Source organism: Paraburkholderia nemoris, assembly GCF_905221015.1.
GTDB classification, from domain to species: domain Bacteria; phylum Pseudomonadota; class Gammaproteobacteria; order Burkholderiales; family Burkholderiaceae; genus Paraburkholderia; species Paraburkholderia nemoris.
Genome location: NZ_CAJNBO010000002.1, coordinates 363,653 through 389,594, shown reverse-complemented (window position 1 = coordinate 389,594; position 25,942 = coordinate 363,653). Strand labels below are relative to the sequence as shown.

The following is a 25,942-nucleotide window of genomic DNA, read 5'->3' as shown; positions in this document are numbered from 1 at the left end:
CATCGTCAATTCACACTGAATGGCGACACCACCGTCGCCTTCGTCGCACTCACCCCGGTCCCGGTCGATGCGGGCGGTGTCCAGCGATACACCACAATGCTCGAGTCGTTGTAGTTGTCTTTCGTCACCTCATATTCGCCGGTCGAACGCCGATAGGCCCGAAGTCCGTACATCGAGTCCACATCGTTGCCGACGTCGACTTTGTTCGGGTTGCTATTGGTAAACGTGATGTCGAGCTGTCCCGTCGTGAGGTTGAAGGCATCGATATTCGGCACGGTATGCACGTAGCCCACAAACAGATAATTGCCGGTGGCCGCAATGGATTTGGCATTCGCGCCAGTGAGATTGATCACGGGGTTCGGCGTGTTCCTGTTGCCGGCCAGCCAGCCGTGATAGACCTCGACGCGCGAGCCGACCGCGGTCCAGTCCGTGCTGCCGCTTGGCCCCTGCGTGAGAATCATCGTGTCGCTATCAGCCAGGTAGATGATTCGCGTCAGTTGCGAGATTGTGCGAGGGATCGGCATCGTGACCGCGGCACCCCAGACCGGTTTGCCGCTCGCATCGAATCCGGTGAGCGGATAGTGAGAAATGACGTTGGTTTTGTCGAGACCCGCCCAGATACCGCCCTTGCTATCCAGGCAGAAACCATTGCGGACTTTCGCCATCGTACCGAAGGACGTTCCCGGCAACGTGCTATCCGGAATCGCAATGTATCCGCTCCCCCGGTTGAAGTGGAAAAAGTAGAAGGTATCGGGATTCTGGCTCGCAGCGACGAGTATCCGATGGTCGCTCACGCTCGCGACCTGAGCGAAATGTTCGCCGCGTTCGTGGTCGGCGAGATTGATCCGCGGATCGGACGGATAGGTGATCGGATCGATTGTGTTGGCGACGAAAGTGCCTCCCACGGTGCCCGAATAGATGTTCATTCCGCCGTAGAAGATCGCTCCGTCGGTGGCTGGGTCCGGTGCCGCGCTGCCCTCAAAGTTCACCGACTGGAGCTGCCAGCGCAGAATCCCGCTTCCGTCGTACGCGTGGATGTCGGTGCCGCCGTTGCGGCCGAGGTCCCATGAGCCGCCCCACGGGTTGTTCAGGACATAGAGGTTGCGCGCGGCATCCCTGCCGATGCCGGTGACGCGCGTAAAGCGCCTGTCGCCCACCTGCCCCTTGATGCCAGTGACCGTATTGAGGAAGCCGCCTTGAACACCGAACGTACCCACACCATAAGGTGCGCCGGACACGTCATAGATCTTGATGTTCATATCCGGGCCCTCGTCACCGATCCATAACTGCCCGGTGGACGAGTCAAAATACAGCGAAGAAGGTTGCGCTTTGGCCGGCAACTGGATGGCGTTTCGCTGCTCGCCGGTCGGGCTGAACTGGATCACAGCGCCCATGCTTTGTTGCGCGACCCAGATATTGCCGCCCGCGTCCACCGCGAGTGCGCCCGGCCCTGCCACGCTGATATCGCGCAGCCAGACACCGGAGGTCGTGAACACGCGCACGCGGTTGCCTGGAAAATCGCTCGCGTAGAGCAGCGAGCCGGACGTCGCGAGTCCGGTGACGACATCCGCGAGACGTTCGGTGGTCGTCGCGCTTACCGTGATGAGCAGGTCGCGCGTGCGGCTTGTCCGGTCGTATCGGCCAACCTTGCCGCTTCCATACGTGGCGTTGAACTGCAGCGCAGCGAAAAGCGAGGTCGAGTTGCCGGTGATCGCGCCCCCCTGAAATTCGGCGTGTGCCCCGATCGAACCGATGTTCTGTCCGTTCTGATAGATCGCGATGCCGCCTTCACCTTCGTCCCACATTGATGCGGTATAGATCACCCCTTCTGGTGCCACCCACATCGAGCGGGCCACATTGCCCACTCGAGTCGTGGTCGTGCCATGTGTGTTGGCTATCCACCCAGTGGAGTATTGTGCTTCGCAAATGGACGCAGCCGCTGCGCTCAGCACTACCGCGACGAACGCGGTACAGAGTCCTTTGAAAACCATGAGGGAAGTTTCTTCGATCGCACGCCGTGCAGTACAGGCGTCCATAGCCCGGTGTTGCCAACCCTGGCAAACTTGGAGTCCGAACCCAGACGATTCGAGCACGTGCGTCGCGAAGCGTGTGACGTGACGCGTCGAATTGGTCTGGGATATCGTCTGAGTTAACGGCGGCGCGCGGTGCGAGTTAAGCGATTTTTCAACGCACGCAGGCGGTCCCCTCGAGTTTCGGACTGATCGGCCAGCACTTCGCACTCAAGCGACGTAACGGACCCAACCGAACGGATCGGCGATCCTGCCGCGCTGTATGCCGGTGAGCCTGGCGCGAATCAGTTGCGTGACGGGGCCTTCGCCGCCGTCGCCGATCCTGAACTCGCCGCCGGCATGACGGACCTCGCCGATCGCCGTGACGACCGCCGCGGTGCCGCAGGCAAATGTTTCCTTAACGCGGCCGCTGGCGGCGTCCGCTTGCCATGCTTCGAACGAGTACGGCGACTGGTCGACAGCGATACCTTCACGCGCGGCCAATTCGATGATCGAGGCTCGCGTGATGCCCGGCAGGATCGTGCCCGACAGCGGCGGGGTGCGCAGCGATCCATCGTCCAGCACGAAGAACACGTTCATGCCGCCCAGTTCTTCGATCCACTTGTGTTCCGCGGCGTCGAGGAACACGACCTGGTCGCAGCCCTTGCTGGACGCCTCGGTCTGCGCAATCAGGCTGGCAGCGTAGTTGCCGCCGCATTTCGCGACACCGGTACCGCCCGAAGCGGCGCGCGTGTATTTATCCGACACCCACACGGTGACGGCCGACTTGCCGGGCTTGAAGTAGGGACCAACCGCACAGGCGATCACGCAGAAGATGTACTCGTGCGCTGCGCGTACGCCCAAAAAGCTTTCCGAAGCGAACATGAACGGACGGATGTACAGGCTCGCACCTTCGTCGGACGGAATCCATGCGCGGTCGATGTCAACCAGCTTCTCGACCGCTTCAACGAACGCGGCTTCGGGCAGTTGCGGCATCGACATGCGTTCGGCCGATTCACGGAAACGCCTGGCGTTGGCTTGCGGGCGGAATAGCGATATCTTGCCGTCCTCGCCGTGATACGCCTTCATGCCTTCGAAAATCTCCTGCGCATAGTGCAGCACCGCGCAGGCCGGGTCGATCTCGAACGGACGACGGGCTTCGACCTTGGCGTCATGCCAGCCCGTACCCTCGGTCCAGCGGATCGTGACCATGTGATCGGAAAAGACGCGCCCGAACGCCGGGTTGACCAGCTTGGCGGCGATCTGGTCAGCGGGGGTAGCGTTGGCGTGCGGCTCAATGGCAAACCGCAGTTGATTCTCAGTGCTCATATCTCGGTACCTCCCAAAAAAATGCGTGTCCTGAATTCTGCCATCGTAAACGGCATTGGTGCCATTGGCGACGCATTGGCTGGCACAAGAGCAATATCCGGCCACAACCCGCTAACACAACCGATAACAACGCGCAGCCGTTCGTTGCATGGCCCGATTCGCCGGATTCGCCCCAAACTAGGCCGACGTCGCTGGACGATCGGGAAGGCTGACCTTGATCGCGGTGCCGGTTCCTGGTGAGCTGACCACCTCGATCCGACCGCCCAGCATCAAGACCCGCTCTTCCATCCCCGCAAGGCCGAACGATGTTTTTCTGATTGCCTGTGCGTCGAACCCCTGACCGTCGTCGCGGATCTCCAGCACGCAGGCGTCGGGCGTTCGTTCGAGCGTGATGATCACTTCGTTGGCCGCCGCATGACGAGCGACGTTCGTCAGTGCCTCCTGGACGAGGCGAAACAGCACGATAGCGCGGTCCTCGCTCATCACGATGGTCTCGTCCTGCACGCGAAGGCGGCACACCGTACGACCGTTGCGGTCGAACTCGGCAGCAAGCCACTCGAGCGCTGCCACGATGCCGGCGTCCAGTGCCGGCGGACGCAGCGACGCGATGACGCCGCGCACAACCTGCATGGTTTCGTCCACCAGGGCAATCAGCGCCCGGGTCCCGTCGAACAGCTCCGGGCGATCGTTGCCAAATTGCATGCGCAATGCCGACGCACGCATGCGAAGCGCGGTGAGATACTGCCCGAGCTCGTCGTGCATTTCCCGTGCGATGTGTTTGCGCTCTTCCTCGCGTGCCGTCTCGCGACGCGACGTGAGTTCCCGCAACATATCGTATGACTCCCTCAGGCGGTGCTCTGCCTCCTTGCGATCGGTCAGATCGATCACGAAGGCGACGCCCTCCTTCCCGCTTCCTTCGAAAGCGACCCTGCCGATCATCACGGGCACGCGGCTACCGTCTTTTCTGAGGTACTCCTTTTCCTCCGGCTGCAAGCGCCCAACCCTGCTGAGCTCTGCCAAAGCATGTTCAGTGCTTTCCCGCCACTCCGGCGGCGTCAGATCCGTCCAGCGCACGCGACCCGAGACGAGATCCTCGCGCTCGTATCCCACCATGCGCAAAAATGCGTCATTGGCCTCGAGAATGTCGCCGTTAACTCTCCACACGATGATGCCGATGATGTTGGCGTCGACCAGCCGCCGGATTCTGGATTCGCGTTCTGCCAGATCACGGTAAAGGCGGGTATTTTCGAGCGATGTCGCGGCCTGGGAGGCGAGGAGCCTCAGTCCGGCGATCCGTGCCGGCGCGAATACGCGGGTGATCAGATTGTTCTCGAGGTACAGCGCGCCGATGAGCTTGGCCCGATTCATCAAGGGCAGGCAGAGCATCGAACGGATCTGGTGTTGACGGATGTACGGATCCGCGGCGAACGTGGGATCGCCCGCGGCATCGTCGAGAATTACGCTCTCCTGCGTGCGCAGGACATGGTAGAGAACGGATTCGGGCAGCATCGCCGGGCTCACCGGGACATCGCGTAGTTGCACGCGCCGCGTGTCGCCGTCCGTCGTGACCTCCGCCGCGACCCGTTGTTCATCGCCCTCAGGGAGAATCAGCAGGCCCCGCTCGGCGCCAGCCTGTTCAATCGCCGTGCGCATCACCGTGTCGATCAGCTTGTCGAGAACAATCTCTCCTGAGACCGCTTGCGACACCTTGATCACGGTCGCGAGGTCGAGGTGTTCGACCGGCGTCCCGATTGTGCTGGTTGGTCGAGGCGCCGGCTCGACCTCCCTGAGATACCGGTGCATCTCGTCGAGTTGCCGTACCTTGCCGTCTGCGCCCCAGCGTTGATAAGCTTGCCGGGCGTCCTGCAGATACACGCGCGCGATCTTCTCGAACCCGCGCGCCGCATAGAAGCGGGACGCGAGTTCGCCAGCAAGCGCTTCGTGGTGCACGAAACCGTTTGCGCGTGCCGACCGGATCGCCTCTTCATAGAGGCGCATCGCCTCGACGTCGCGGCCCTCCAGGCGGGCTAACTCGGCACTGACCAGCATCGCGCGGTTCTCGAAGTTTTCGGGGCAAGTCTGCGCTCGCAATTGCAGCTGTCTGTTGTGAGCCGTTATGGCTTCGAGGGAGTCCCGCCGCTTGAGCTCGGATATGGGGCCGCGCCAGGCGGCGAGAGATAGCGCGCTGTAGAAATGATATTCGGCCTCTTCCAGATAAGAGGCCGATGTCCACAAAAGACCTTGTGCCCTCAAGGAGGCCTCCGCGGCCGCTGCGTAATCGCCCGCAAAGAAGCGCGCCTGCAACTTGCGGGTCCAATACCAGCAATGGGCAATCACCAGGTCTGGATTTTCCGCGAAGTGGCGCTCGATCTGCATCTCGTCAAACTGTCCGTCGTCAAAACAGCCGAAGGCGGGCGTCAGGCCTCGCAGCGTTCGTATCAGACCAAGCTGGGTAGAGCTGACGTCGATGGCGAATCCGAAATGCGATTTTTGCGCGAACGTCAAACTGGCTTCGGCTTCGCGCTGCACGTCCGCGAGCGAATCTCCCGCGAAGAGCAAATTGGTCGTCATATGGGTGTAGCAGTAGGCCTCACAAACCAGATCGCCAGTATTCTTAGCAGCCTCGACCCCGCGACGCATCAGTTCGCGGCCACCCCGCAGATGTCTGGCCATAGGCAAAATGACATTTCCAAAGTGCATATAGGTTCTTGCGCGAAAGCGCATCAACCCGCGCCGTTCGACGAGGTCGTAACCAAGCTGCCCGAATTGAAATCCGACCTTGTAGTGGCCAAAACGCGCGCCGGCAATCATGCCGAGCCGGACATAGGCGGAGGAGGATCCATCGCAATTGCCGCGTTCGAGGCTCAGATTCACTGCCGTGGAGACGACCAGCGACCACAGATTGGCATCGGTAAACAACGCCGCGGGCATGACTTTGACAAGGACGTCCATTGTCGCCAGCGATTCCGGGTCGGTCATCAGCGGCAGATCGATGAGTCTTTCGATCGGGAGGTTCCCAAGCTGTGACCAGATTCGCTCGTATTCCTTTCGCGCTTTCTCTTCTCTTGTATGCGGCGACCAGTCGATCCCCAGATGCTTCAGATAGTCGAGAGCGACCGCGACGGCGCGGCTGGCCTGATCGAGCGTCATGTACAGGTCGATGCGCAAACACGCCACATTGGCGCGCTCAGGCACAGTCGCGGCACGGCGTGAGAGCACGTTCAGGCGTTTTTCCGCGATCGGTAACCAACCGGTCAAAAATTCGCATTCGGCCCGGTTCAACTCCAGCGCGAAGATCAGTTCATGCCTGCGCGCCCAGCAGTCGTCCGTGAGGAGTTCAGCGCCGGTGCTCAGATAAGTGAGCGCCGATTCATAGGCTGACGAGGCCTTCGCGCGCTGGCCGGCAATCAGATTGAACTCAGCCAGTTGCTCCCGCTCTTCCTGTCGCGCAACAAGGGCCACGCCGCGGTTGAGTTGATTGACAATCTCGAAGATGGCTTCTTTCCGATTCTCGGGCAGCGTCTGCGCCGCAAGCAGCCTCCCTATGCGCAGGTGGACCTCCTCGCGCGCGGCCTCCGGGATCATCGAGTAGGCACCCTCCTGCACCCGGTCATGCGCGAACCGGAAAGATTCCTCAAGCTGCTCGATAAGCTCCTGTTCCACTGCCGGTCGCAACAACGCCCGGATCTCCTGCCTCGAATTTTCAAGAACGTTCGACAGCATCGCCATCGTGGCGGTGTTGCCAAGGCAGGCAAACTGCTGCAACGCCTGCTGCGTTTCGGCCGGCAAGCGGGCCAGCTTCGCAACCATCAGGTCCGCTACGTTGTCCGTATAGCCCTTGCCATGAATGTTCGGCAGATCCCAGAGCCAGCGGGCCGCGTCGTGATCGAAGCCGAGTAAGCCTTCGTCGACGAGCGCGTGTAGAAACTGAATGACGAAAAACGGGTTGCCAGCTGTCCTCTCGTGTACGAGTTGCGCGAGCGGTACGGCGCGTTCCGGTGCATCGTGCAACGCCTCTGCGATCAATTGCTCGACGTGCTCGCTGGCCAGCGGCGCGAGGGCGACTTCATCGAACTTCGCGCCCGCGTTTCTGACGGCCTGAAGCGTGCGCATCAGCGGATGCGTGGCGTCGACCTCGTTGCTGCGATAGGCCCCGATCAACATCAAATGACGCAGGTCCGGACGCGTAAGCAGGTCCTCCAGCAAATCGAGGGTCGCGGCGTCGAGCCATTGCAAATCGTCGAGAAACAGCGCCAGCGGATGCTCGGGCTTGGCAAAGACTCCTATGAAGCGCCGGAAAACAAGCTGAAAACGACGTTGCGCATGATGCGGTTCGAGTTCCGGGACCGGCGGCGGATCACCGATGATCAGCTTAAGTTCGGGGATCAGATCGGTCACGAGCCGTGCGTTAGACCCGAGGGCCTCCGTCAAGTCGTCGCGCCAGATCGCCAGTTCCACTTCGCGTTTGCCGAGCAGGGGTCGCACCAGCCCCCTGAAGGCTTGCACCAGCGTCGAATAGGGTATGTCGCGCTTGTACTGGTCGAATTTGCCGGAGGCAAAGAGCCCCCTCGGCGGAACCAGCACCTTGTGCAGTTCATTGACGACCGCGGATTTGCCGATGCCGGAATAGCCGGAAACCAGCACCAGTTCCGGCGCGCCGCTGTTGACGACGCGGTGGAAAGCGCCCACCAACGCTCCAACCTCGCGCTCCCGTCCATAGAGCTTCTCGGGGATGAGCAGCCGATCGGGGGTGTCGTGCGCGCCCAGCCGGAATGCGTCGACGCAATGCCGGTGCTCCCATTCGGCAAGGCAATGCCGCAGATCCCACTCGACGCCTGCTGCGGTCTGGTAGCGCTCCTCGGGTGTCTTCGCGAGCAGCTTCATGACCACGGCGGAGACGCCGGGCGGGACCATCGTGACCCGCGCGCTGGGTGACATCGGCGTGCGGGCAACATGGCAGTGCACCCATTCCATCGGGGCGGCAGCGCTGAACGGCAGTGTGCCGGTGAGCATCTGGTAGAGAACGACGCCGAACGCGTAGAGGTCGCTGCGCGAATCGATCGAACGATTCATCCGTCCGGTCTGCTCGGGTGCCATGTAGGCGAGCGTCCCGGCGATGGTTTCGGGCGGCTCGGGCGGTTGCCGCTCGCGTGGGAGCCGTGAGGCAATGCCGAAGCCGGTCAGCCGCACTTGAGCGTCCGCGCAGCTCACCAGGATATGAGCCGGCTTGAGGTCCTTGTGGACGAGGCCGTGCTGATGGAGCTTGCCCAGCGCTGCCGCGATTCCCCCGGCAAGGCGTAGAACACTGCCCGCCTCCATTGGCGCACCGACCAATCGCTCGAGCGGTTCACCGCCCGGGTCCTCGAGCACCAGCATCGTACGGCCGTCTGCCCGCAGCAGTTCCTTGGGACGCACCGCCCACGCGCTGCCGAGTTGATCCCTCAGCGCGAACTCATGAGCGAGGCGCGCGAGGCTGGCGGGCGAGGGATGTTCGGCGGCGATGCGCGCAACAAGCACGCTATCGCGGCTGTCTTGAGTCTGCCACCGACAGAAGACGCGCTCGCCGTCCTCCCAAAGAATCTGGACGCTGCTACCTGGGTCGAATCCGTGTGTGGCGTCCATCTGTTGTGGCTGGTGTTCGAGCTTCGCCCGTCATGGCTCAAGAGGGCGCGAGCCCCGTTCATTTGGCTCATCTGCGCCGGTACGCATGACATGTACGGGACAAGGCGACATCTGTGCGGTCGGCGATGCTTACAGCTGACAGCATCGTTGTCACGATACACCTTGACGACCGCAACAAGATATTCGCCTCAACCCTTTGGGAAGCCTTTGGAAAGGCCGGTGCCATCTCCTTTGTGCCGAGCCGGCAGCGCGGTTCTGGCGAAAGCGATTCGCCTAAAGTCTGATGAAAGGCGCGGCATTCCGCGCCTTTGTTTGGTTATCCAAACTTGACGAAGTTGTGCACCGGCAGCGGACCGCCCGGGATCTGAACTAGCTGGCCACCAGCTTCGAGCAAACCCAGGTCGATGCCGAAGAAACCGAGCTGCTCGATCAATCCGCTCACTGCCGCTTTCGCCTGCGCGTCGTCTCCCGCGAAGAACAGCACGCGGCGTCCGCCTTCGGCCTGCGGATCCTTCGAGAGCAGATGTGCCGGAAGATGGTTGAACGCCTTCACGACGCGTGCGCCCGGCACGAGTTCCGCGAAAATTCCGCTCGACGTCCGGCCATGCAATTCGGCCGGTTTGAACAGCGGCGGCTCGATCGGGTTGTTCGCGTCGATCACGATGCGTCCGCCGAAGTCCGGCAGCCCGGCCAGGGCGGTCGGCAGCTTCGTCCAGTTGACGGCGACAAGGACGATGTCCTGCGCAGCCGCCTGTTCACGCGTTCCCGGCGTGATCGAGGGGCCGAGCTCGCGCACGAGCTCGGTGAGTGAGGCCGGGCCTCGGCTGTTCGCAATGACGGCTTTGAGGCCTTTGCCCGCAAGCGCTCTCGCGAACGCGGATCCGATGGCGCCTGCTCCGATGATACCGATGGTGCTCATAACGATGCTCCTGGTGAAGAGTGATGAATCAAGTGGTAAGCCGGCAAGGAGAAGGACATCTGAGGTTCACTCCCGCGGCTAGGTGACTGAATGTTGCCGCCTTTATTGCTTGATGATTAGCCGGGAATCGCTTGAATTATTTTCAAGCGATGCTTTAAGATTCCAGCATGGAAACCCTCGCCAACCTCGAGTCGTTTGTCCGCAGCGCCGAAACGGGCAGCTTCTCCGCGGCTGCGCGGCGCCTTGCGCTGACGCCCGCAGCGGTCAGCCGGAACGTTGCGCTGCTCGAACGCAATCTCGGCGTGCGGCTGTTCCAACGCTCGACACGCAAACTCACGCTGACCGAGGCAGGCGAACGCTTTCTCGTGGAAATCGACAGCAATCTGGATGCGCTGCAGGCGGCAATCGCGTCCGTCTCGAACGATCGCAGCGAGCCGGCCGGCGTGCTGAAGGTCAGCATGGCGCCCACGTTCGGCATCACGTACGTCATGCCGCTGCTGCCGGCGTTCCTCGCGCGCTATCCAATGATTCGTCCGGATTGGCACTTCGAGAACCGGCCGGTTGACCTGATTGAAGAGGGATACGACGCGGCGCTCGGTGGTGGTTTTGATCTCGCGCCGGGTGTCGTGTCGCGCGCATTGGCGCCCGCGCATCTCGTGGCGGTCGCGTCTCCGGCTTACATGGCCGGCCGCCTAACACCGACCGATCCCGGCGATCTTGCGGACCTCGACGGCATCGTGATGCGCTCGAGCCGCACAGGCCGCGTGCGTCATCGAACCATGCGTAACGCGGTGGGCGATGAGATGGCCGCACAACTCGGCGAGACCATCATGGTCAACGACCCGGCAGCGATGCGCGAGGCAGCGATTCTCGGACTGGGCGTGACGCTGCTGGCCGTGTCGGACGTGCTGTCGTCGATTGAGCAGGGGGAACTCGTGCGATTGCTACCGCGCTGGTACGCGGACGCTGGGGCGATCTCGATCTACTACGCGACGCGAGCGCTGCTGCCGGCGAAAACGCGGGTGTTCGTCGATTTCGTTGTCGAGGCGTTCGAGCGGGAGCGGTTGGCTGAGAGATTTGCAGGCAGCATCGGGTGAGTCGCGCCGCGCAGGCACGCTCCCTTCTTCCCCACGAAATGCACCGTTCCTGAACGCGTTCGCCAGTAACACGCGCAGGCGCACGGAACCGGTGCGCCTACGGCGGCCACGCCTCCGTTAAAGACCAGCCGGCATCTCTCGCACAGCCGCGCCAGACCCACATCACAGCGCGCTTACCCATCTCGTCGTTTCCCTGGCTCGGATTCTGCTTATGCAGGAATTATTGTTGAACAATATGTTTTCTATTGTTCAACAATGTATATTACCTCCACCCCGACGAGCGAGAACTCCATGAAAGCCCAACTTCATCTGAAAACGGTCATGCCCTCCCTGCCGCGGATCGCGAAGTGCGCCGCCGCGCTCGCGCTATGCGCCGCGTCTCACGCGTTCGCCTCGAGCGGCGCGCCGACCGTGGCGCCCGGCAAGCTGACGATCGGCGCGGATCTGACGTATCCGCCGTACGACTACGTGCAGGACGCGGATCCGGCCGGCTTCGATCCCGCGTTCATGACGAAGCTCGCAGGGCATCTGAAGCTCCAGCCCGGCTTCGTCGACACACGTTTCGCGAATCTGATCCTCGGCGTGAACGCCAATCGCTTCGACGTAATCGCGTCGGCGCTCTATGTGACGCCGGAGCGCGCGAAACAGATCGACTTCGTGCCCTACCTGAAAACCGGCGGGTCGCTGCTCGCCTTGAGCCACACCGGCTTTGAGCCGAAGAAGCCCGAAGATCTGTGTGGCAAGCGCGTGAGCTCGATCAAGGGTGCGTCGTGGATTCCGAAACTCAACGACGTGTCGAAGCAGGTCTGTACGCCTGCCGGCCGCGGCGCAATCGACGTGCGCGAGTTCGAGACTTCGCCGGAAGCGGCCCAGGCCGTTCTCTCGCACGCCGTCGACGCGCAATTCGAAGACTCGGCCGTCGCGCAGATGACCGTCAACAAGCTCGGCGGACGCGTGGCGATTACGTCGACAACCCCGCTCTATCCGGTCGTCATCGGGCTCGGCGTCAAGAAAGGCAATGACACGCTGCTGGCCCAATTGAAGAGCGCGTTTGCGTCGATGAAACAGCTGGGCGAATACCAGGCGCTACTCAAGCAGTACAACGTCGCGGAGCCGACGGGCAATGACATTGCCCAGGCGCTCGGCACGGCATCGAACTAACTGCACGTTGCGCGCGCAGCCTGAGGCCGGGCACTCGCCCGCGCCCTCGCGGCTACGCGTCGTAAGGGGAAGCACATGGTATTCGACTGGCACTACACGGCTTCGCTGTTGTTCGACGCCGCCTTCTGGAAAGCCACCTGGCTCGTCGTCGAACTGAGCGCGGCGACCTGGCTGATCGGCATTGTCGCGGGCTTCGCACTCGCGCTCGGCAAACAGTCTGCTTTCATGCCGCTACGCGTAGCATGCAGCACCTACATCTGGCTCTTTCGCAGCCTGCCGCTGCTGGTGCTGCTGATCTTTGTCTATAACCTGCCGCAGGTGCTGCCCTGGACGGGCGGCCTGTTGTCCGACCCGTTCTGGGCCGGCCTGCTGGCGCTTTCGATCAGCGAAGCGGCCTACATCGCCGAGATCCATCGCGGCGGCCTGCTGTCGCTCCACAAGGGCCAGCTCGAAGCAGGCAAGGCGCTCGGGATCCGCTTTGTCGGCCTGCAACGGCTTATCGTGTTGCCGCAGGCGTTTCGCGTCGCGCTGCCCTCGCTCATTAACGAGTACGTTACGATCGTCAAACTGACGTCGCTCGTGTCCGTCATTTCGCTCGCGGAAATCCTGCTGGTCGGCGAACGCCTGTACACGCAGAACTTCAAGGTGCTGGAGACGATGCTGGCCGTCTCGTTCTACTATGTGCTGATCGTCACGGTGTTCGGCCACGCGTTGAAAATGCTCGAAAAGCACCTTGATGTCACGCTCCGCACACGGGCTGCGAACGCTGTCATTCCCGTGGAAGCACCGCGGCCCGTGCAGGCAGCAAAGGACGTTCGTACCGCGCGGACAAGCAGCGCGACGCGTTCGCTGGAAGCCATCGGCATCCGCAAGCGCTACGGCGATCATGAAGTGCTCAAGGGGATCGACTTGACCGTGCGCGCAGGAGAAGTGGTGTCGATCATCGGCCCGTCCGGTTCGGGCAAGACCTCGCTGATCCGCACGCTGAACGGCCTCGAGACGCTCGACGGCGGTGAAGTGCGGCTGCATGACAAGGCGTTCCTGTGGCCGCCCCGTGCGAGGCATGGCAAGGTGCCGCACGCGCAGTACATGCGCGGCATCCTCGATATCGGCATGGTGTTTCAGAGCTTCAACCTGTTTCCGCACAAGACTGTGCTGCAGAATGTGACGCTCGCGCCACGCTATCACGGGCGTCTGACCGGAACCCCGCTCGACGAATCCGGCATGCGTTTGCTGGCAAAGGTAGGCATGGCTGCGCATGCGCACAAGTATCCGCATCAGTTGTCCGGCGGTCAGCAGCAGCGCGTCGCGATTGCGCGGGCACTCGCGATGCAGCCGTCGATTGTTCTGTTCGACGAACCGACGTCGGCGCTCGATCCGGAACTGGTCAACGAAGTACTGAAGGTCATCGAGGGACTTGCCCAGGAAGGCATGACCATGATTATCGTCACACACGAAATCAACTTTGCGTTCCGTATTTCAGACCGCATCGTGTTCATGGAAGCAGGCACGATAGTGAGCGATGCGCCGCCGCGCGAACTGGCGACGCTCGACAAGACTTCGCGTATCGCCAGCTTCCTCAAAGACGTCCACCTTGCATAAAACACCGTATGCCCACCTCGCAATCAACTGTTACCCCCCTCGCTGCACAGGAGCCCGAGCAATCGGTCACGGACCGGATCCTGTCGACGATCCGCAACGAGATCATTGAAGGCAAATTGCCGCCTGGCACCGCACTCGTCGAGAACGATCTCACCCAGGCGCACGAGGTCTCGCGCAACACGCTGCGTGAAGCGCTGCGTCTCTTGTGCCGTGAAGGGCTCGCGGTGCATTACCGGCATCGCGGCGTGATCGTGCGCACCCTGACGCGCCACGATGTGCGCGACATCTATCGGGTGCGGCGCACGCTCGAACTGCAAGCCCTGATGCGCGAAGACCCGATTGAAGAGGATGAAATCGCGGCGATGCGCGACGCCGTCGTGCACGCGCAAGCGGCGGCGGACGAAGGCGACTGGCGCAGTGTCGGCACCTACAGTCTGCTGTTTCACCGGCGCATCGTGCAGTTGCTCGGCAGCCCGCTGTTCGACACATTCTTCACGACGATACTGGCGCAACTGCGTCTTGTGTTTGCCTCGGCCCCCGACGAGCGGCGCTTTCAGCGTCCCTGGATTGCGAAGGATCAGGAGATTCTCGAACTGATCGCGAGTGGGCGCACCGCCGAGGCAAGCGCCGCGCTTGCCGGTTACCTGAAGCAATCGGAGCACGCTCTGCTCGATTACCTTTGATTCGTTGCCTCCCATTCCTGCTTCGTCCACCGATTCACGGCTACTGCTCACACAGGCGACAGCGCGTGACAAGCGCATCCTGTCCGTGTGCTTTATCAAGGAGTCTCCATCGTGTTGAATTACCCCGCCGCCTATCAATCCACCAAGGGCTCAGCGCTCGACCCTGACAAGGCGTTTTATGGTCGCATCGCCTCCGAACACGATACGCGCACGCTGGTTGAATCGATCGTCGTGCCCATCCGCTCGGGTCAGGCATGGACCGTACCGGCTGGCCACGTGTTTCGCATCGTCACGATTGAAGGTCCGCAAGTAGCCGACCTGAACATGTGGAATCTGCACAACCCGCGCGAGCGCATGTGGGCCTCGCGCACGCGCCAGTTGCAACAGGCGCACGTGAGCACCTTCGACCGTTTGTGGTCGACGCTACCCTTCCTGCGCCCCATGGTGACGATCACTGACGACAGCCTCGCCGATTACGGCGTCGACGAGCATGGCGGCCGCGTTCACGACCTGCTCGGCACGCGTTGTGATCCGTACGTGAACCGCATGCTGACGGGTGAGGATTTCCATTTCCACTGCCACTCGAACCTGACGCGCGCAATTGCTCCGTATGGCTTGACCGAATACGACGTGCACGACGTGCTGAACGTGTTCCAGTGCACCGGGCTGAATCTCGAAGACAAGTACTTCATGAAAGCATGTCCCGCAAAGAAGGGGGATTACCTCGAATTTTTCGCGGAGATTGACCTGCTTTGCGCGTTGTCGACGTGCCCAGGCGGAGATCTCTCGTTGCCGATGTGGGGGCCGGACGCGCGCGATCCGCTAGAGGTATGCCGTCCGCTCGGCATCGAGATCTACCGGCTCGCTCCGCAGATGCTGGAGGGATGGACCTCGCCCGCAGTTGCCGCGTACAAGGGGCAGCATGGGATGACGTTGCAGCAGCCGCAGTGGAAGTGTGGGTGTTGAGCATTCCGCATCAGCACAAGGCTTGCAGGCTCGTGTGGCAAACGCAACGCGTCGATCTAACTTCTCGCCGATGACAGCTCGATGCGCTTGCGCTGCAGGAACCGACGCACGGCCGGATCGCGCTCGAGTCCGATCGCGAGGTCGTACGCACCGAGCGCTTCGGCCGTTGCGCCGGCACGCGCGAGCAGATCGGCGCGCGCGGCCCAGTACGGCTGGTAGTCGGCCAGCCGCGGATCGTCCGCATATGGCGCGAGCGCGTCGAGCGCCGCCTGCGGGCCGTCCCGTTCCGCCAGGGCGAGCGCACGGTTCACCGCAACCACTGGCGACGCCGCGATCGCGAGCAGCGCATCGTAGAGCTGCACGATCTCGTCCCAGTTCGGCCGATGCGTCTGACAGCGGTAAATGTGTGCCGACTGCAGCGCGGCTTCGAGCTGAAAGCGTCCAATTGCGTTGAATGTACTCGCGCGTCGCAGCAGTGCGTTGGCTGCGTCGATCATCGGCGTGTTCCATGTCGCCGGATCCTGAGCCGACAGCGGCACGTAGTCGCCAGCCGCATCGCGTCGCGCATCGCGCCGCGCCTGCGCATACAGCATTAGCGCGAGCAGACCCAGCGCCTCTGGTTCCTCGGGCAGCAACTCGATGAGCACTTGTGCAAGAAACAGCGCCTCGCCGACGAGGTCGCGCCGCTCGGTGTCGCCGCCGACCGGCTCGGTCCACCCTTCCGCGTACGCCGCATAGACCGCTTCCAGCACGGCAGCGAGCCGGCCGGGCAACTCCTCGCGCTCGGGCACGCTGAACGGAATGCCCGCTTCGCGGATCTTGTTCTTCGCCCGCGCGAGGCGCTTGCTCATCGCTGCGGGCGACGTCAGGAACGCGGACGCAATCGTCTTCGCTTCGAGCCCCAGCACCACCTGCAGCATCAACGGCGTGCGAATCGCGGCCTCGAGCGCGGGGTGCGTGCACGCGAACAGCAGCGCAAGCCGCCGGTCGGGCAACACGCCTGCTTCATGCTCGTCGATCTCGTCGGAGAGGATCGCGAGCTGGTTCACCACTTCGTCGCCGACATGCCGATGGCGCGCGCCATCGATCGCCCGGCGGCGCGCAACCGTCATCAGCCACGCTTCGGGATTCGCGGGGCAACCGCGCTCGGGCCAGTCCGCGAGCGCGGCCGCAAACGCGTCGGCGAGCGCGTCCTCGGCGGCGGCGACGTCGCGCGTGCGCATCGCCAGCAGCGCGACGAGCTTGCCGTAACTGCGGCGAGCGACCGCCTCGGCAATCGAACGCTCGGCGCCGTCAGCTTCGCGGCCGCCGCCGGACGGACTCATACAGCAGATGGCGCGTCGTAGGGGGCAGTCCAGACCGGTCGCACTTCCATGAGGCCGTGCGCCGCGCCTGGACAACGCGATGCCCACGCGATAGCCGCGTCCAGGTTGGGCACGTCGATCAGGTAGTAGCCGGCGAGCTGCTCCTTCGAATCCGAATACGGTCCGTCGAGCACCTGCGGCTTGCCGTCGACGAGCCGCACCGTGGTGGCCGAATTCGTGTTCTGCAGCCGGTTGGCGCCCACCAGCACCTCCGCTTTCTTCAGCGACTCGGTGTACGCGTGATACGCGGCGACGCCTTGCTGCCGCTCGCTGTCGGTCATCTTGTTCCAGCCGTTTTCTTCCGAATAGATCATCAATAGGTATTGCATATGAGCCTCCGTCATGGGGTTAGGGCGGGTGAACATATCGGGCCGCCATGACAATGACGCTCGGGCGGCGTGCTAACGGACAGGTGGTGGCGAAAAATTGCGGACGGTGCATCCACCCTTATTTTTCGCCTCCGTCGAGGGCCCTGCGCACGGTCACTTTTCGGATCACAGGTTCGCTTGCAACAAATCTATCACTTGCGATTCGATCTGGAGGTGAATCGAATACAAATCAACTAACCAGTCGATAAAAATGTCGACCCGCCGCGGCTTGGTTCGATTAGGCATATACACAACGGACACAGGACGAGGATTCAACGGATAGTCCCTCAGAACTTTTCTCAATCGGCCGGCTCGCACATGAGCGTCGAGAATGAAAGTGCTCCCCTGTATCAATCCGAGGCCCGCAAGCCCACACGCCACATAGGTATCTGCGTCGTTAACCAGGATCGCGCTCTTCAGCGGAACAGAACGGAGTTCGTTCCCCTCGAGAAATTCCCAACTTCTGATACGGCCTGACTTCATGGCGTAATTCACGCCGACATGATCGCTGAGGTCATCCAGGGTGGAAGGTTCACCATGGGCCTGGATATATTCGGGCGACGCGTATGTTAGCGTTTTGTAATGACCCACCGTTTTGGCGACCAGTCCAGGCTCGCTCACCGCTCCCACGCGCACAGCACAGTCGAGCCCCTCCTCGATCAGATCAGAGTGTTGATCGGCAATGCGGATGTCCAGTCGAATATCCGGATTGCTGGCGAAAAATTTCGGCAGCTCCGGGATAACAGTCGACTTCGCGACGAGCGAGGGCATGCTGACGCGAACTATTCCGCTTTTGTTTCCCCTGGAAGCCTGAGCATCCGCGTCCATTTCATCCAGATCCCGAAGCAGCGCGACGCAACGTTCGTAATAGCGAAGGCCCGCATCGGTCGGCTTGCTCCGGCGGGTTGTTCGGATAAGCAGTTTCACGCCCAGATCCGACTCAAGGGCCTGAACCATACGGGTCACATAGACTGCCGACGTATGCAGAACTTCGGCAGCCCTCGTGAAGGTGGTCGCTTCGACCACCTTCACGTACACCTTCATTGCGGAAATCTTGTCCATCGTTTGCTGTTATGTCGTTCTCGAACCGAATACAGTACCGGCGCCCGACATCGATTCGCCGGCAAGCGATGCTTCCCGGAAGGCGCCTGAAACAACGTTTGAGTTTCGGTTCATGACTGGCTCGCATACTCCGCAAATGCACTCGAAATAAGCGCCGCCTGTCTTGCCGCGTGCGCCGCGTGGTAACCCGGCGCAGTCGATGCGGATGCGAGCGGTCCCGCATACTGCAGTTGCGCGGTCGAAGGCAGAATCTCACGCAACTGCGGCTCGATGAAACTCCATGCACCCTGGTTGCGCGATTCCTCCTGACACCAGACCACCGTCTTCAGATTCGGATAGCGCGCAAATTCCGCCGCCAGTTGCCGGGACGGAAACGGATACAACTGTTCGGCACGGATGAGCGGCACATCCACAACGCCAGACGTGCGGCGGTGCTCGAGCAGTTCGAAGTAGACCTTACCCGAAGATACGATGACGCGCTCCACGCTCGACGCCCGCAACGGCTCGACCTGTGTGTCGCCCAGGACCTCACGGAACGCGCCCCTGGCCAACTCGTCGAGCGTGCTCACTGCTTCCGGATGACGCAACAGCGACTTCGGCGTCATCACGACGAGCGGCCGGCGATCGAACACGACCGCTTGCATCCTCAGTAAATGAAACAGTTGTGCAGGCGTCGTCGGCTGGACGACTCGCATGTTGTCTTGCGCGCAGAGTTGCAGGTATCGTTCGAGCCTCGCCGACGCGTGCTCTGGACCTTGCCCGTCCTGCCCGTGTGGCAGGAGCAGGGTCAAACCGCTGAGTTGCCCCCACTTCGCGGCACCCGCTGCGATGAACTGGTCGATCACAACCTGGGCACCGTTCGCGAAGTCGCCAAACTGGGCCTCCCACATGACAAGCGCGTTGCGGTTCACCGTCGAGTAGCCATATTCGAAGGCCAGAACGGCCGCCTCCGAGAGAATGGAATTCGTCACGGTAAACCGGCCTCGTGCTTCGTCGACGTGATCGAGCGGGATGTACACGCCTTCCGACCGGCTCGTCCGTTTTTGATTGTGCAGAACGGCGTGACGGTGGTTGAACGTCCCCCGCGCGCTGTCCTGCCCGCTCAAGCGCACATCCACTCCAGCGGCCAGCAGCGAGGCGAATGCCAGGTGTTCGCCCATCCCCCAATCGATCGGTTTTCTTCCGGCCGCCATCTCGTGGCGTGCAGCCATCATCTTGCCGACTAGTGGATGGAGTTCAACACCGTCCGGCACGGTCGATATCTGCCGCGCCCATGCACGCACCTGCGCGGGCAACGGAGGACCATAGTGGACGGGGCCGGCATAGTCCTCGAGAAACTTCGGCCATGCCGGCATTTCGTCTGGCTGGACGGAGGCCGAAGGCGCCTCGCTTTTGCGCGCAAGCTCGAGACCGTCGCGATAGGCGTTGACGTAGTCGCTGACCTGTACGGACGTCACCACGCCCTCCTGAATCAACTGTTCAGCGTAAACGGTCCTCGCGCCTGGATGGCTGGCGATCGAGCCGTACATGAGGGGCTGCGTGATGCTGGGCGTGTCCTGCTCCTGATGTCCGTGCTTGCGGAAGCAGACGAGATCGATGACTACGCTGCGCCTGAAAGCGCTGCGATAGTCGAGCGCGAGCCGCACTGCCATGGCCACCGCTTCGGGGTCGTCGGCGTTGACGTGCAGCACCGGTGCCTCGATCATCTTCGCGACGTCCGTGCAATAGAACGACGAGCGCGTATCGCGCGGATCCGAGGTCGTAAAGCCGATCTGGTTGTTGACGACGACGTGGACGGTTCCGCCGGTACCGTGTCCGCGGGTGTACGAAAGATTCAACGTCTCCATCACGACACCTTGCCCGGACATCGCCGCATCGCCGTGAATTTCGACGGGCAGCACGTCACTGCCGTCTCCTGCACCTGACGCTTCCCCTTTGGCGCGTGCCATGCCCTGCACCACCGGGTTGACGATTTCCAGATGTGAGGGATTGAATGCCAGCACGACTTCGACCGGTCCGTCGCTCGTCTGCGTGACACTGCTATAGCCCTTGTGGTACTTGACGTCGCCTGCCGGAAGATGCTCCCCATCCTTGCCGTCGAACTCGTCAAAAAGCGCGCGCAAAGACTTGCCGGCAATGTTGATCAGGACGTTCAAACGGCCGCGGTGCGCCATACCCATCACCACGGTGCTGACTTTCTTCGACGCGCCATAGCGCACGAGTTCGTCCAGCAGCACGATCAACGATTCCGCGCCTTCGAGTGAGAATCGCTTTTGCCCGACATAACGGGTGTGAAGGTACTTCTCCAGTCCTTCGGCGGCCGTCAGGCGCTCGAGAATCCGATTTTTCTCCGCAACTGAAAACGAAGGTCTTGCGCGTGTTGACTCAAGCCGCATCTGCCACCAACGCCGCTCGCTGGCATCGGTCAGATGCATGAACTCGGCGCCCAGCGTGCCGCAATACGTCTCTTCGAGCGCTGCGACGATATCGTGCAACGTTGCGTCTTCGTCAAACAGAAATGTGTCGGCCGTACTGAATCGCGTGGACATGTCTGCTGCCGACAAGCCGTAGAACGTTGGTGTGAGTTCGACCGAAGCCTGCGGCGCAGTCCACAGCAGCGGGTCCAGTTTCGCCTTGCGCGTGCCGACCATGCGGAACGCAGCAATCAGTGACTGCACCGCCACCTGTTTTCTGGCGATCGCAAGACCGTCATCGCGCGTCATCCCGGTGGCGCGCGACCGCTTGCCGAGATCGACGAAGCTGGAAACAACAGGCGCGTGCGGCTCGTCATCGCGGTCACTCCCGTCGATGGCGGGGGTTTCACGCAATGCGTCGAAATAGGCGCGCCACTCATCGGCGACCGACGCCGGGTCAGCGAGGTAAAGTTCGTACTGCTCCTCGACATAGGGGGCGTTTCCCCCGAACAGGAAAGAGCTTTGATGTTTCTGCATTAGCATGATGAATCCGTCCTCGATTGGCGCCAGGTCCGAACGTCGACATGGCCGCATTGGTGAGATCAAGAATAGATAGTCGGCACGGCAACTGGAATACGCGGATGGCGCGGTGCCAGGCCAATCGGGATGAGATTTGGGCCACGTAGCAGCGATCGGCATGCGCGTCGGCCATGAACAGTGCGCGGAGCATGACGCGACCCTCGCATCACACGTGCGCAGGCCGTTGCCCGGCTTCCCGGGTTGCATACCCATCCTCCATGTAACAAGTGACTTTCAGCGCAGACGCTTTATCCGGCCGCGCTTCGCTTATAGACTTGCGCGCATCGAAGGCAAATTTGTATCGCGAATCGGCAGGCAAGCCACCCACCGGGCGGCGCGAAGTCGTCCCAACGGTGGCGTGCTTACAATCAATGAGGGTCACGGCATGAAAGTCGGCATTGTTATATTCGACGGTGTGCAGGCGCTGGATGTCGCTGGCCCCCTTGACGTGTTCGCGGAAGCAAACACGTTCCTGCCTGAGCATCAGCGCTATCAGGTCTCTCTCGTCGGATATGAGGCGGGCACCGTGGCCTGCTCGAACGGGATGGGACTCTCGGTTCCTTACGGCTACGCAGAGTTCGACACGCCATTCGACCTGCTGTTGATAGCAGGAGGACCGCAGTTGCCTGATGCCCAGCCACGAAGAGAGTTTCTGACATGGTTGCAGGACCAGGCGCGCGGCGCGGCGCGGTTTGGCTCCGTTTGCAACGGCGCATTCGTGCTCGCGCACGCCGGACTGCTCGACGGCAAGGAAGTGACGACCCACTGGGCCGATGCGGACCGTCTCACTGACGAGTTTCCGCAGGCGTGTGTGCAGCCCGACAGGATTTTCATCCGCGACGGGCGCCTCTTTACGTCTGCCGGCGTGACGGCAGGCATCGACCTGTGTCTATCGCTCGTGGCGGAGGACTGGGGGCACGAGCTTGCGGTGCGGGTTGCGAAGCGTCTGGTCGTCTATATCCAGCGAGAAGGCGGGCAGTCTCAATACAGCCCTTACGTTGGCGTACGGAAGGACCAGGATCCGATCGTCAGCAAGGTGCTCGGATACGTGACCGAGCACATCACCGATACGCTATCAATCGAACAGCTTGCGAGCGCGGTTTCAGTCAGCCGGCGTACCTTCTCGCGGCTGTTTTCGAAGTATGCAAAGGTGACGCCGTCCGCGTTTGTCGAACAGGTTCGTGTTGACACGGCGAGGAAGCTGCTCGAAGAAACCGATGCGCCGCTCAAGACCGTGGCGTTCAACTGCGGTTTTCATAGCGCCACGCATATGCGAGCAATTTTCTTCCGACGGCTCAATGTAACGCCGAGACAGTATCGCCAACGATTCCGTGGTACGGCAGGCACGCAGCAGTTGACTTCCAGCGATGTCAACGAGGAACTCGAAATAGCCGAGATGGAAGCGTGAGATAGCTTTCCGGTCTTCCCGAGGCCGGCCGGGCCTGGAGAAGCGCCTCTCACGCGGAGAGGCGCAGGTATGTAACGTCGTTGGCCAGAATCCGGGCACGTTTGACCTGGAATCGAGCCTCCTGTGGCTTGCCCGCTCTGACGCGGTGGCTCAAACTGTTGCGCTTGCGGGGGTCTCTCCCAGGAAGCCCTCCCAATCAAGGCGCACACCATCCGTGACTCACTCCGATCCACTTCAATGTCTTCCTGACCTCCTTGAACCGGGTTTATCGGTGGTGTTTTGCGGAATCAATCCGGGCGCCCTTGCGGCAACCACCGGGCGCCACTTTGCCGGCAGAGGCAATCGGTTCTGGCGGGTCGTTCATCTGGCGGGTTTTACTCCTGAACAGATTTCTCCTGAGGACGATCGCACGCTCCTGCAGTTCGGTTGTGGCCTGACAACCGTCGTGTCGCGTCCAACCGCACGAGCCGACGAACTATCACAGTGGGAGTTCAAAGCGGCTGCAACAGAATTCGAGCGGAAGATTGAACGATATGCGCCGCAATGCGTTGCCTTCCTCGGGAAGATGGCGCTCTCCGCAATGACGGACACGCGCGACATTCACTGGGGCCTACAACCCGCAACGTTCGGTGGCGCCCGCGCATGGGTGCTGCCAAATCCCAGCGGCCTGAACCGGACCTTCAGCCTGGACGCGCTAGTGACGGCTTACCGCGAACTTCGGCTTGCAGTCGCGCCGGCCGGTTCAGCCCTTCGCGATACTCCACCTCAGTGAAATTTTCCTGATCGGTGCGTTGCCAAGGCATCCCTGAGGGGCCTGGCAAATTTCCCGCATGAAATGGCCCAATACGCGGCCTACCTGGACTTTAAGAACCTCGGTCCATCTCCGACAATGATGTAACGCATCGCGCGGCAGTCGCCAGTTAATCAATCGACTGATCGCCCGATGCAGGGTACGGACGCGCGCCGCAAGATCGCCATCACCACTGCGCCGCAAGTGCCGCAAGTGCCGCCACATCATTAGGCATCCTCACCCAGACGAGGGAATCCATGTTTTCTGCAATGCTTGAAGTCAATCCAGAAGTCGAACAATTCGACGCCTATCTCGGCATGGCGAAGATGCTGCGCCCCGAGCTCGAAACGATCGACGGCTTCGTCGACAACACCCGCTACGCCAGTCTGACGCGCCAGGGATGGCTGCTCTCGCTATCGAGCTGGCGCGATGAAAAGTCGCTGATACGCTGGCGAGTGACGGCGAACCATCACAAGGTGCAACAGGCGGCGCGTGATCGTGTGTTTGCGGACTACCGCCTGCGCATTGGCCAGACCGTTGCGGATACGCGCTTGCCTGCGGGGCAGACCTTGGTCGAGCAACGCCTCGACACCACCGAAGCGGGAATGGGTAAGGCCGTCACGCTGCTCGACGCGAAGTACGCGCCGGACTGGGTCAAGCAAGCAGGTGCAGAGGCAGTCGCGAAGTCGCTCGGACTAGATACAGAGGCATCCAGCCTCCTTGCGTGGGATGCGTTCGACGCGCTGCTGACGCCCGGCGACGTCATCGCGGTGGCGACATGGGCCGACCTGGAAGCCGCTGAAGCCTTTGAGCGCAATGCGGCTCTGCCGGCAGGCGTACGCCTGCGGCACATCCGTATCGTCCGGGAGTACGGAATGTTCGATCGTCGCGAGGCGCCTCAATACTTTGCAGAGGCGCAGCCCGAGGCCAGACCCTTATGAACGCCGCCAACCCACGGACAGCCGGCGCGCGAGAACCGAAGCTCGCACAATCGCCGGCGCCGGTTTCTGTACGCATGACAGAGACGCCTGTACAGCAGACGTCCGCGGAAGCAAAGCTGCCGCTTCGTCTTGCGATCGGCCTGATCGGAATGTTGCTGGCGTCGCTGCTGGCGATATTGAACGAACAGGTCACCGCGGTGGCGCTGACTGATATTCGCGGTGCGTTCTCGATCGGACGTGACGACGGGACGTGGCTGACCACGCTCTTCGAGGCTGCAAACGTAGCCACGATGGTATTTGCTCCGTGGTTTGGGATGACGTTCACACTGAAGCGATTCACGATCGGCGCCGTGCTGGCCGTGATGTTGCTTGGATTCCTGTGTCCGTTTGCGCCGAACCTGCATACGCTTTATGTGTTGCGTGCGCTGCAGGGCGTGGCCGGCGGATGTCTGCCGCCGATGCTGATCATCGTGGCACTCCGCTATCTGCCACCGAAAATCAAGTTATACGGACTCGCAGGTTATGCGCTGACTGCGACCTTCGGCCCGGCGCTCGGCACGCCGCTCGCAGCCTTGTGGACCGAATACGTCGGTTGGCAAATGGCCTTCTGGCAAATCGTGCCGCTTGGCTTAGTGAGCTGCGTGGCAATTTACAAGGGACTTCCGGCCGATCCCACCAAACTCGAGCGGTTCCGCTTGTTTAACTGGAGCGGATTCATCCTGGGGTACCCCGCCATAGCCATGCTCGTCATTGGCCTTCTGCAGGGGGACCGCCTTGACTGGCTGAATTCCACGTTTATCTCCACGATGTTTTATGGCGGGGCGCTTTTGTTCGCGGCGTTTCTTGTCAACGAGTGGTTTCATCCGCTGCCGTTTTTCAAACTGCAACTGCTGTCCCGCCGGAACTTCGCACACGGACTCCTGACACTCGTAGGCGCAGTTGTGCTGCTGGTGGGCGTTGCCGCCATACCCGGCCAGTATCTCGCACAGATTCACGGTTACAGGCCGCTGCAAACCACGCCGCTGTCTTTGCTGGTCGCCATTCCCCTGTTGATTGCGCTGCCTGCGACCGCCGCCGTCCTGAACCTGCGGCAGGTCGACCATCGCTGGATCATGGCCATTGGACTTTCGCTGATGGCCACCTCGTGCTTCATGGGGAGTTTCATGACCTCCGAGTGGATTCGCGAGAACTTCTACTGGCTTCAGTCGTTACAGATCGTTGCGCAACCGATGGTGATCATGGGGATCCTGATGGGCGTAACGACAGGCTTGCCGCCAACGGAAGGTCCGTTTGCTTCGGCCATGTTCAACACGCTCAAAACGTTTACTGGCGCTGCGGCAACCGGTCTCATCGAAGGACTGGGTACGACGCGCGAGCATTTTCATTCGAGCATGCTCGTGGACCGCTTGGGCAACAACACGTTGGTTGCGGGCCAAAGCATCGATGCGGTTCATGGCCTCGGTGAACTCGCGCATCGGATCCACGAGCAGGCCGTAGTGCTGACATCGGCGGATCTTTATCGCGTGATGGCAGCTATCGCCGTCGCCTTCCTTTTCGTTATTCCGGTGTTACCCGTGCGCATTTATCCGCCATGGAGTACTACGCCTCCCTCTTCCCGCTAAGCGGAG

17 protein-coding genes are annotated in these 25,942 nt (G+C 61.6%); 9 read left to right on the top strand and 8 right to left on the bottom strand.

The features are described 5' to 3' along the window. Positions 1-5: 5 nt before the first annotated feature. From KHO33_RS04380 to KHO33_RS04365, 4 genes are all read right to left on the bottom strand, one after another. Positions 6-1,991 carry an SMP-30/gluconolactonase/LRE family protein gene (locus KHO33_RS04380; protein WP_200561513.1) on the bottom strand — a complete coding sequence of 662 codons (1,986 nt, stop codon included), beginning with the start codon at positions 1,989-1,991 and terminating at the stop codon, positions 6-8. A gap of 249 nt (positions 1,992-2,240) precedes the next feature. Further along, on the bottom strand, positions 2,241-3,338 hold the full coding sequence (locus KHO33_RS04375) for a branched-chain amino acid aminotransferase (RefSeq protein WP_200561511.1): 1,098 nt from the start codon (positions 3,336-3,338) through the stop codon (positions 2,241-2,243). Positions 3,339-3,515: 177 nt separating this feature from the next. Next, positions 3,516-8,960, bottom strand: a complete 5,445-nt coding sequence (locus tag KHO33_RS04370) for an AAA family ATPase (RefSeq protein ID WP_200561509.1) — start codon at positions 8,958-8,960, stop codon at positions 3,516-3,518. 316 nt (positions 8,961-9,276) lie between these two features. Further along, complete coding sequence (locus KHO33_RS04365; protein ID WP_407946160.1) at positions 9,277-9,885, bottom strand: NADPH-dependent F420 reductase; 609 nt, start codon at positions 9,883-9,885, stop codon at positions 9,277-9,279. A 161-nt stretch (positions 9,886-10,046) separates the two neighbouring features. Between KHO33_RS04365 and KHO33_RS04360 the strand changes: the two genes are divergently transcribed. From KHO33_RS04360 to KHO33_RS04340, 5 genes are all read left to right on the top strand, one after another. Beyond that, positions 10,047-10,976 (top strand): LysR family transcriptional regulator, encoded by a 930-nt coding sequence (locus KHO33_RS04360; protein WP_200561505.1) that lies wholly within the window; start codon positions 10,047-10,049, stop codon positions 10,974-10,976. A gap of 291 nt (positions 10,977-11,267) precedes the next feature. Next, positions 11,268-12,137, top strand: a complete 870-nt coding sequence (locus KHO33_RS04355) for a transporter substrate-binding domain-containing protein (protein WP_200561504.1) — start codon at positions 11,268-11,270, stop codon at positions 12,135-12,137. Between the two features lie 75 nt (positions 12,138-12,212). After that, positions 12,213-13,739 (top strand): amino acid ABC transporter permease/ATP-binding protein, encoded by a 1,527-nt coding sequence (locus KHO33_RS04350; RefSeq protein ID WP_200561502.1) that lies wholly within the window; start codon positions 12,213-12,215, stop codon positions 13,737-13,739. A gap of 8 nt (positions 13,740-13,747) precedes the next feature. Further along, on the top strand, positions 13,748-14,422 hold the full coding sequence (locus tag KHO33_RS04345; protein ID WP_093635085.1) for a GntR family transcriptional regulator: 675 nt from the start codon (positions 13,748-13,750) through the stop codon (positions 14,420-14,422). A 111-nt stretch (positions 14,423-14,533) separates the two neighbouring features. After that, complete coding sequence (locus KHO33_RS04340; protein WP_054040108.1) at positions 14,534-15,388, top strand: urea carboxylase-associated family protein; 855 nt, start codon at positions 14,534-14,536, stop codon at positions 15,386-15,388. 56 nt (positions 15,389-15,444) lie between these two features. Here KHO33_RS04340 and KHO33_RS04335 read toward each other — a convergent pair whose 3' ends face one another. The 4 genes from KHO33_RS04335 to KHO33_RS04320 form a co-directional block, all read right to left on the bottom strand. Further along, positions 15,445-16,713, bottom strand: a complete 1,269-nt coding sequence (locus tag KHO33_RS04335) for an RNA polymerase sigma factor (protein ID WP_200561500.1) — start codon at positions 16,711-16,713, stop codon at positions 15,445-15,447. Further along, positions 16,710-17,081: a YciI family protein gene (locus KHO33_RS04330; RefSeq protein WP_054040106.1), complete on the bottom strand. Its 372-nt coding sequence runs from the start codon at positions 17,079-17,081 to the stop codon at positions 16,710-16,712. Before KHO33_RS04330 ends, KHO33_RS04335 begins: the two co-directional genes overlap by 4 nt. A 165-nt stretch (positions 17,082-17,246) precedes the next feature. Further along, complete coding sequence (locus KHO33_RS04325; RefSeq protein ID WP_200561498.1) at positions 17,247-18,182, bottom strand: LysR family transcriptional regulator; 936 nt, start codon at positions 18,180-18,182, stop codon at positions 17,247-17,249. A gap of 110 nt (positions 18,183-18,292) precedes the next feature. After that, positions 18,293-21,139, bottom strand: coding sequence for a 2-oxoglutarate dehydrogenase E1 component (locus KHO33_RS04320; protein WP_200561496.1), 2,847 nt, complete (start codon positions 21,137-21,139; stop codon positions 18,293-18,295). A gap of 421 nt (positions 21,140-21,560) precedes the next feature. Between KHO33_RS04320 and KHO33_RS04315 the strand changes: the two genes are divergently transcribed. The 4 genes from KHO33_RS04315 (at position 21,561) to KHO33_RS04300 (ending at position 25,936) form a co-directional block, all read left to right on the top strand. Further along, positions 21,561-22,583 carry a GlxA family transcriptional regulator gene (locus KHO33_RS04315; protein WP_200561494.1) on the top strand — a complete coding sequence of 341 codons (1,023 nt, stop codon included), beginning with the start codon at positions 21,561-21,563 and terminating at the stop codon, positions 22,581-22,583. Between the two features lie 214 nt (positions 22,584-22,797). Further along, positions 22,798-23,355, top strand: coding sequence for a G/U mismatch-specific DNA glycosylase (mug, locus tag KHO33_RS04310; protein WP_200561492.1), 558 nt, complete (start codon positions 22,798-22,800; stop codon positions 23,353-23,355). 275 nt (positions 23,356-23,630) lie between these two features. After that, positions 23,631-24,314: an antibiotic biosynthesis monooxygenase family protein gene (locus KHO33_RS04305; RefSeq protein WP_054034894.1), complete on the top strand. Its 684-nt coding sequence runs from the start codon at positions 23,631-23,633 to the stop codon at positions 24,312-24,314. Between the two features lie 74 nt (positions 24,315-24,388). Beyond that, on the top strand, positions 24,389-25,936 hold the full coding sequence (locus KHO33_RS04300) for an MFS transporter (RefSeq protein WP_200561490.1): 1,548 nt from the start codon (positions 24,389-24,391) through the stop codon (positions 25,934-25,936). Positions 25,937-25,942: the final 6 nt, after the last annotated feature.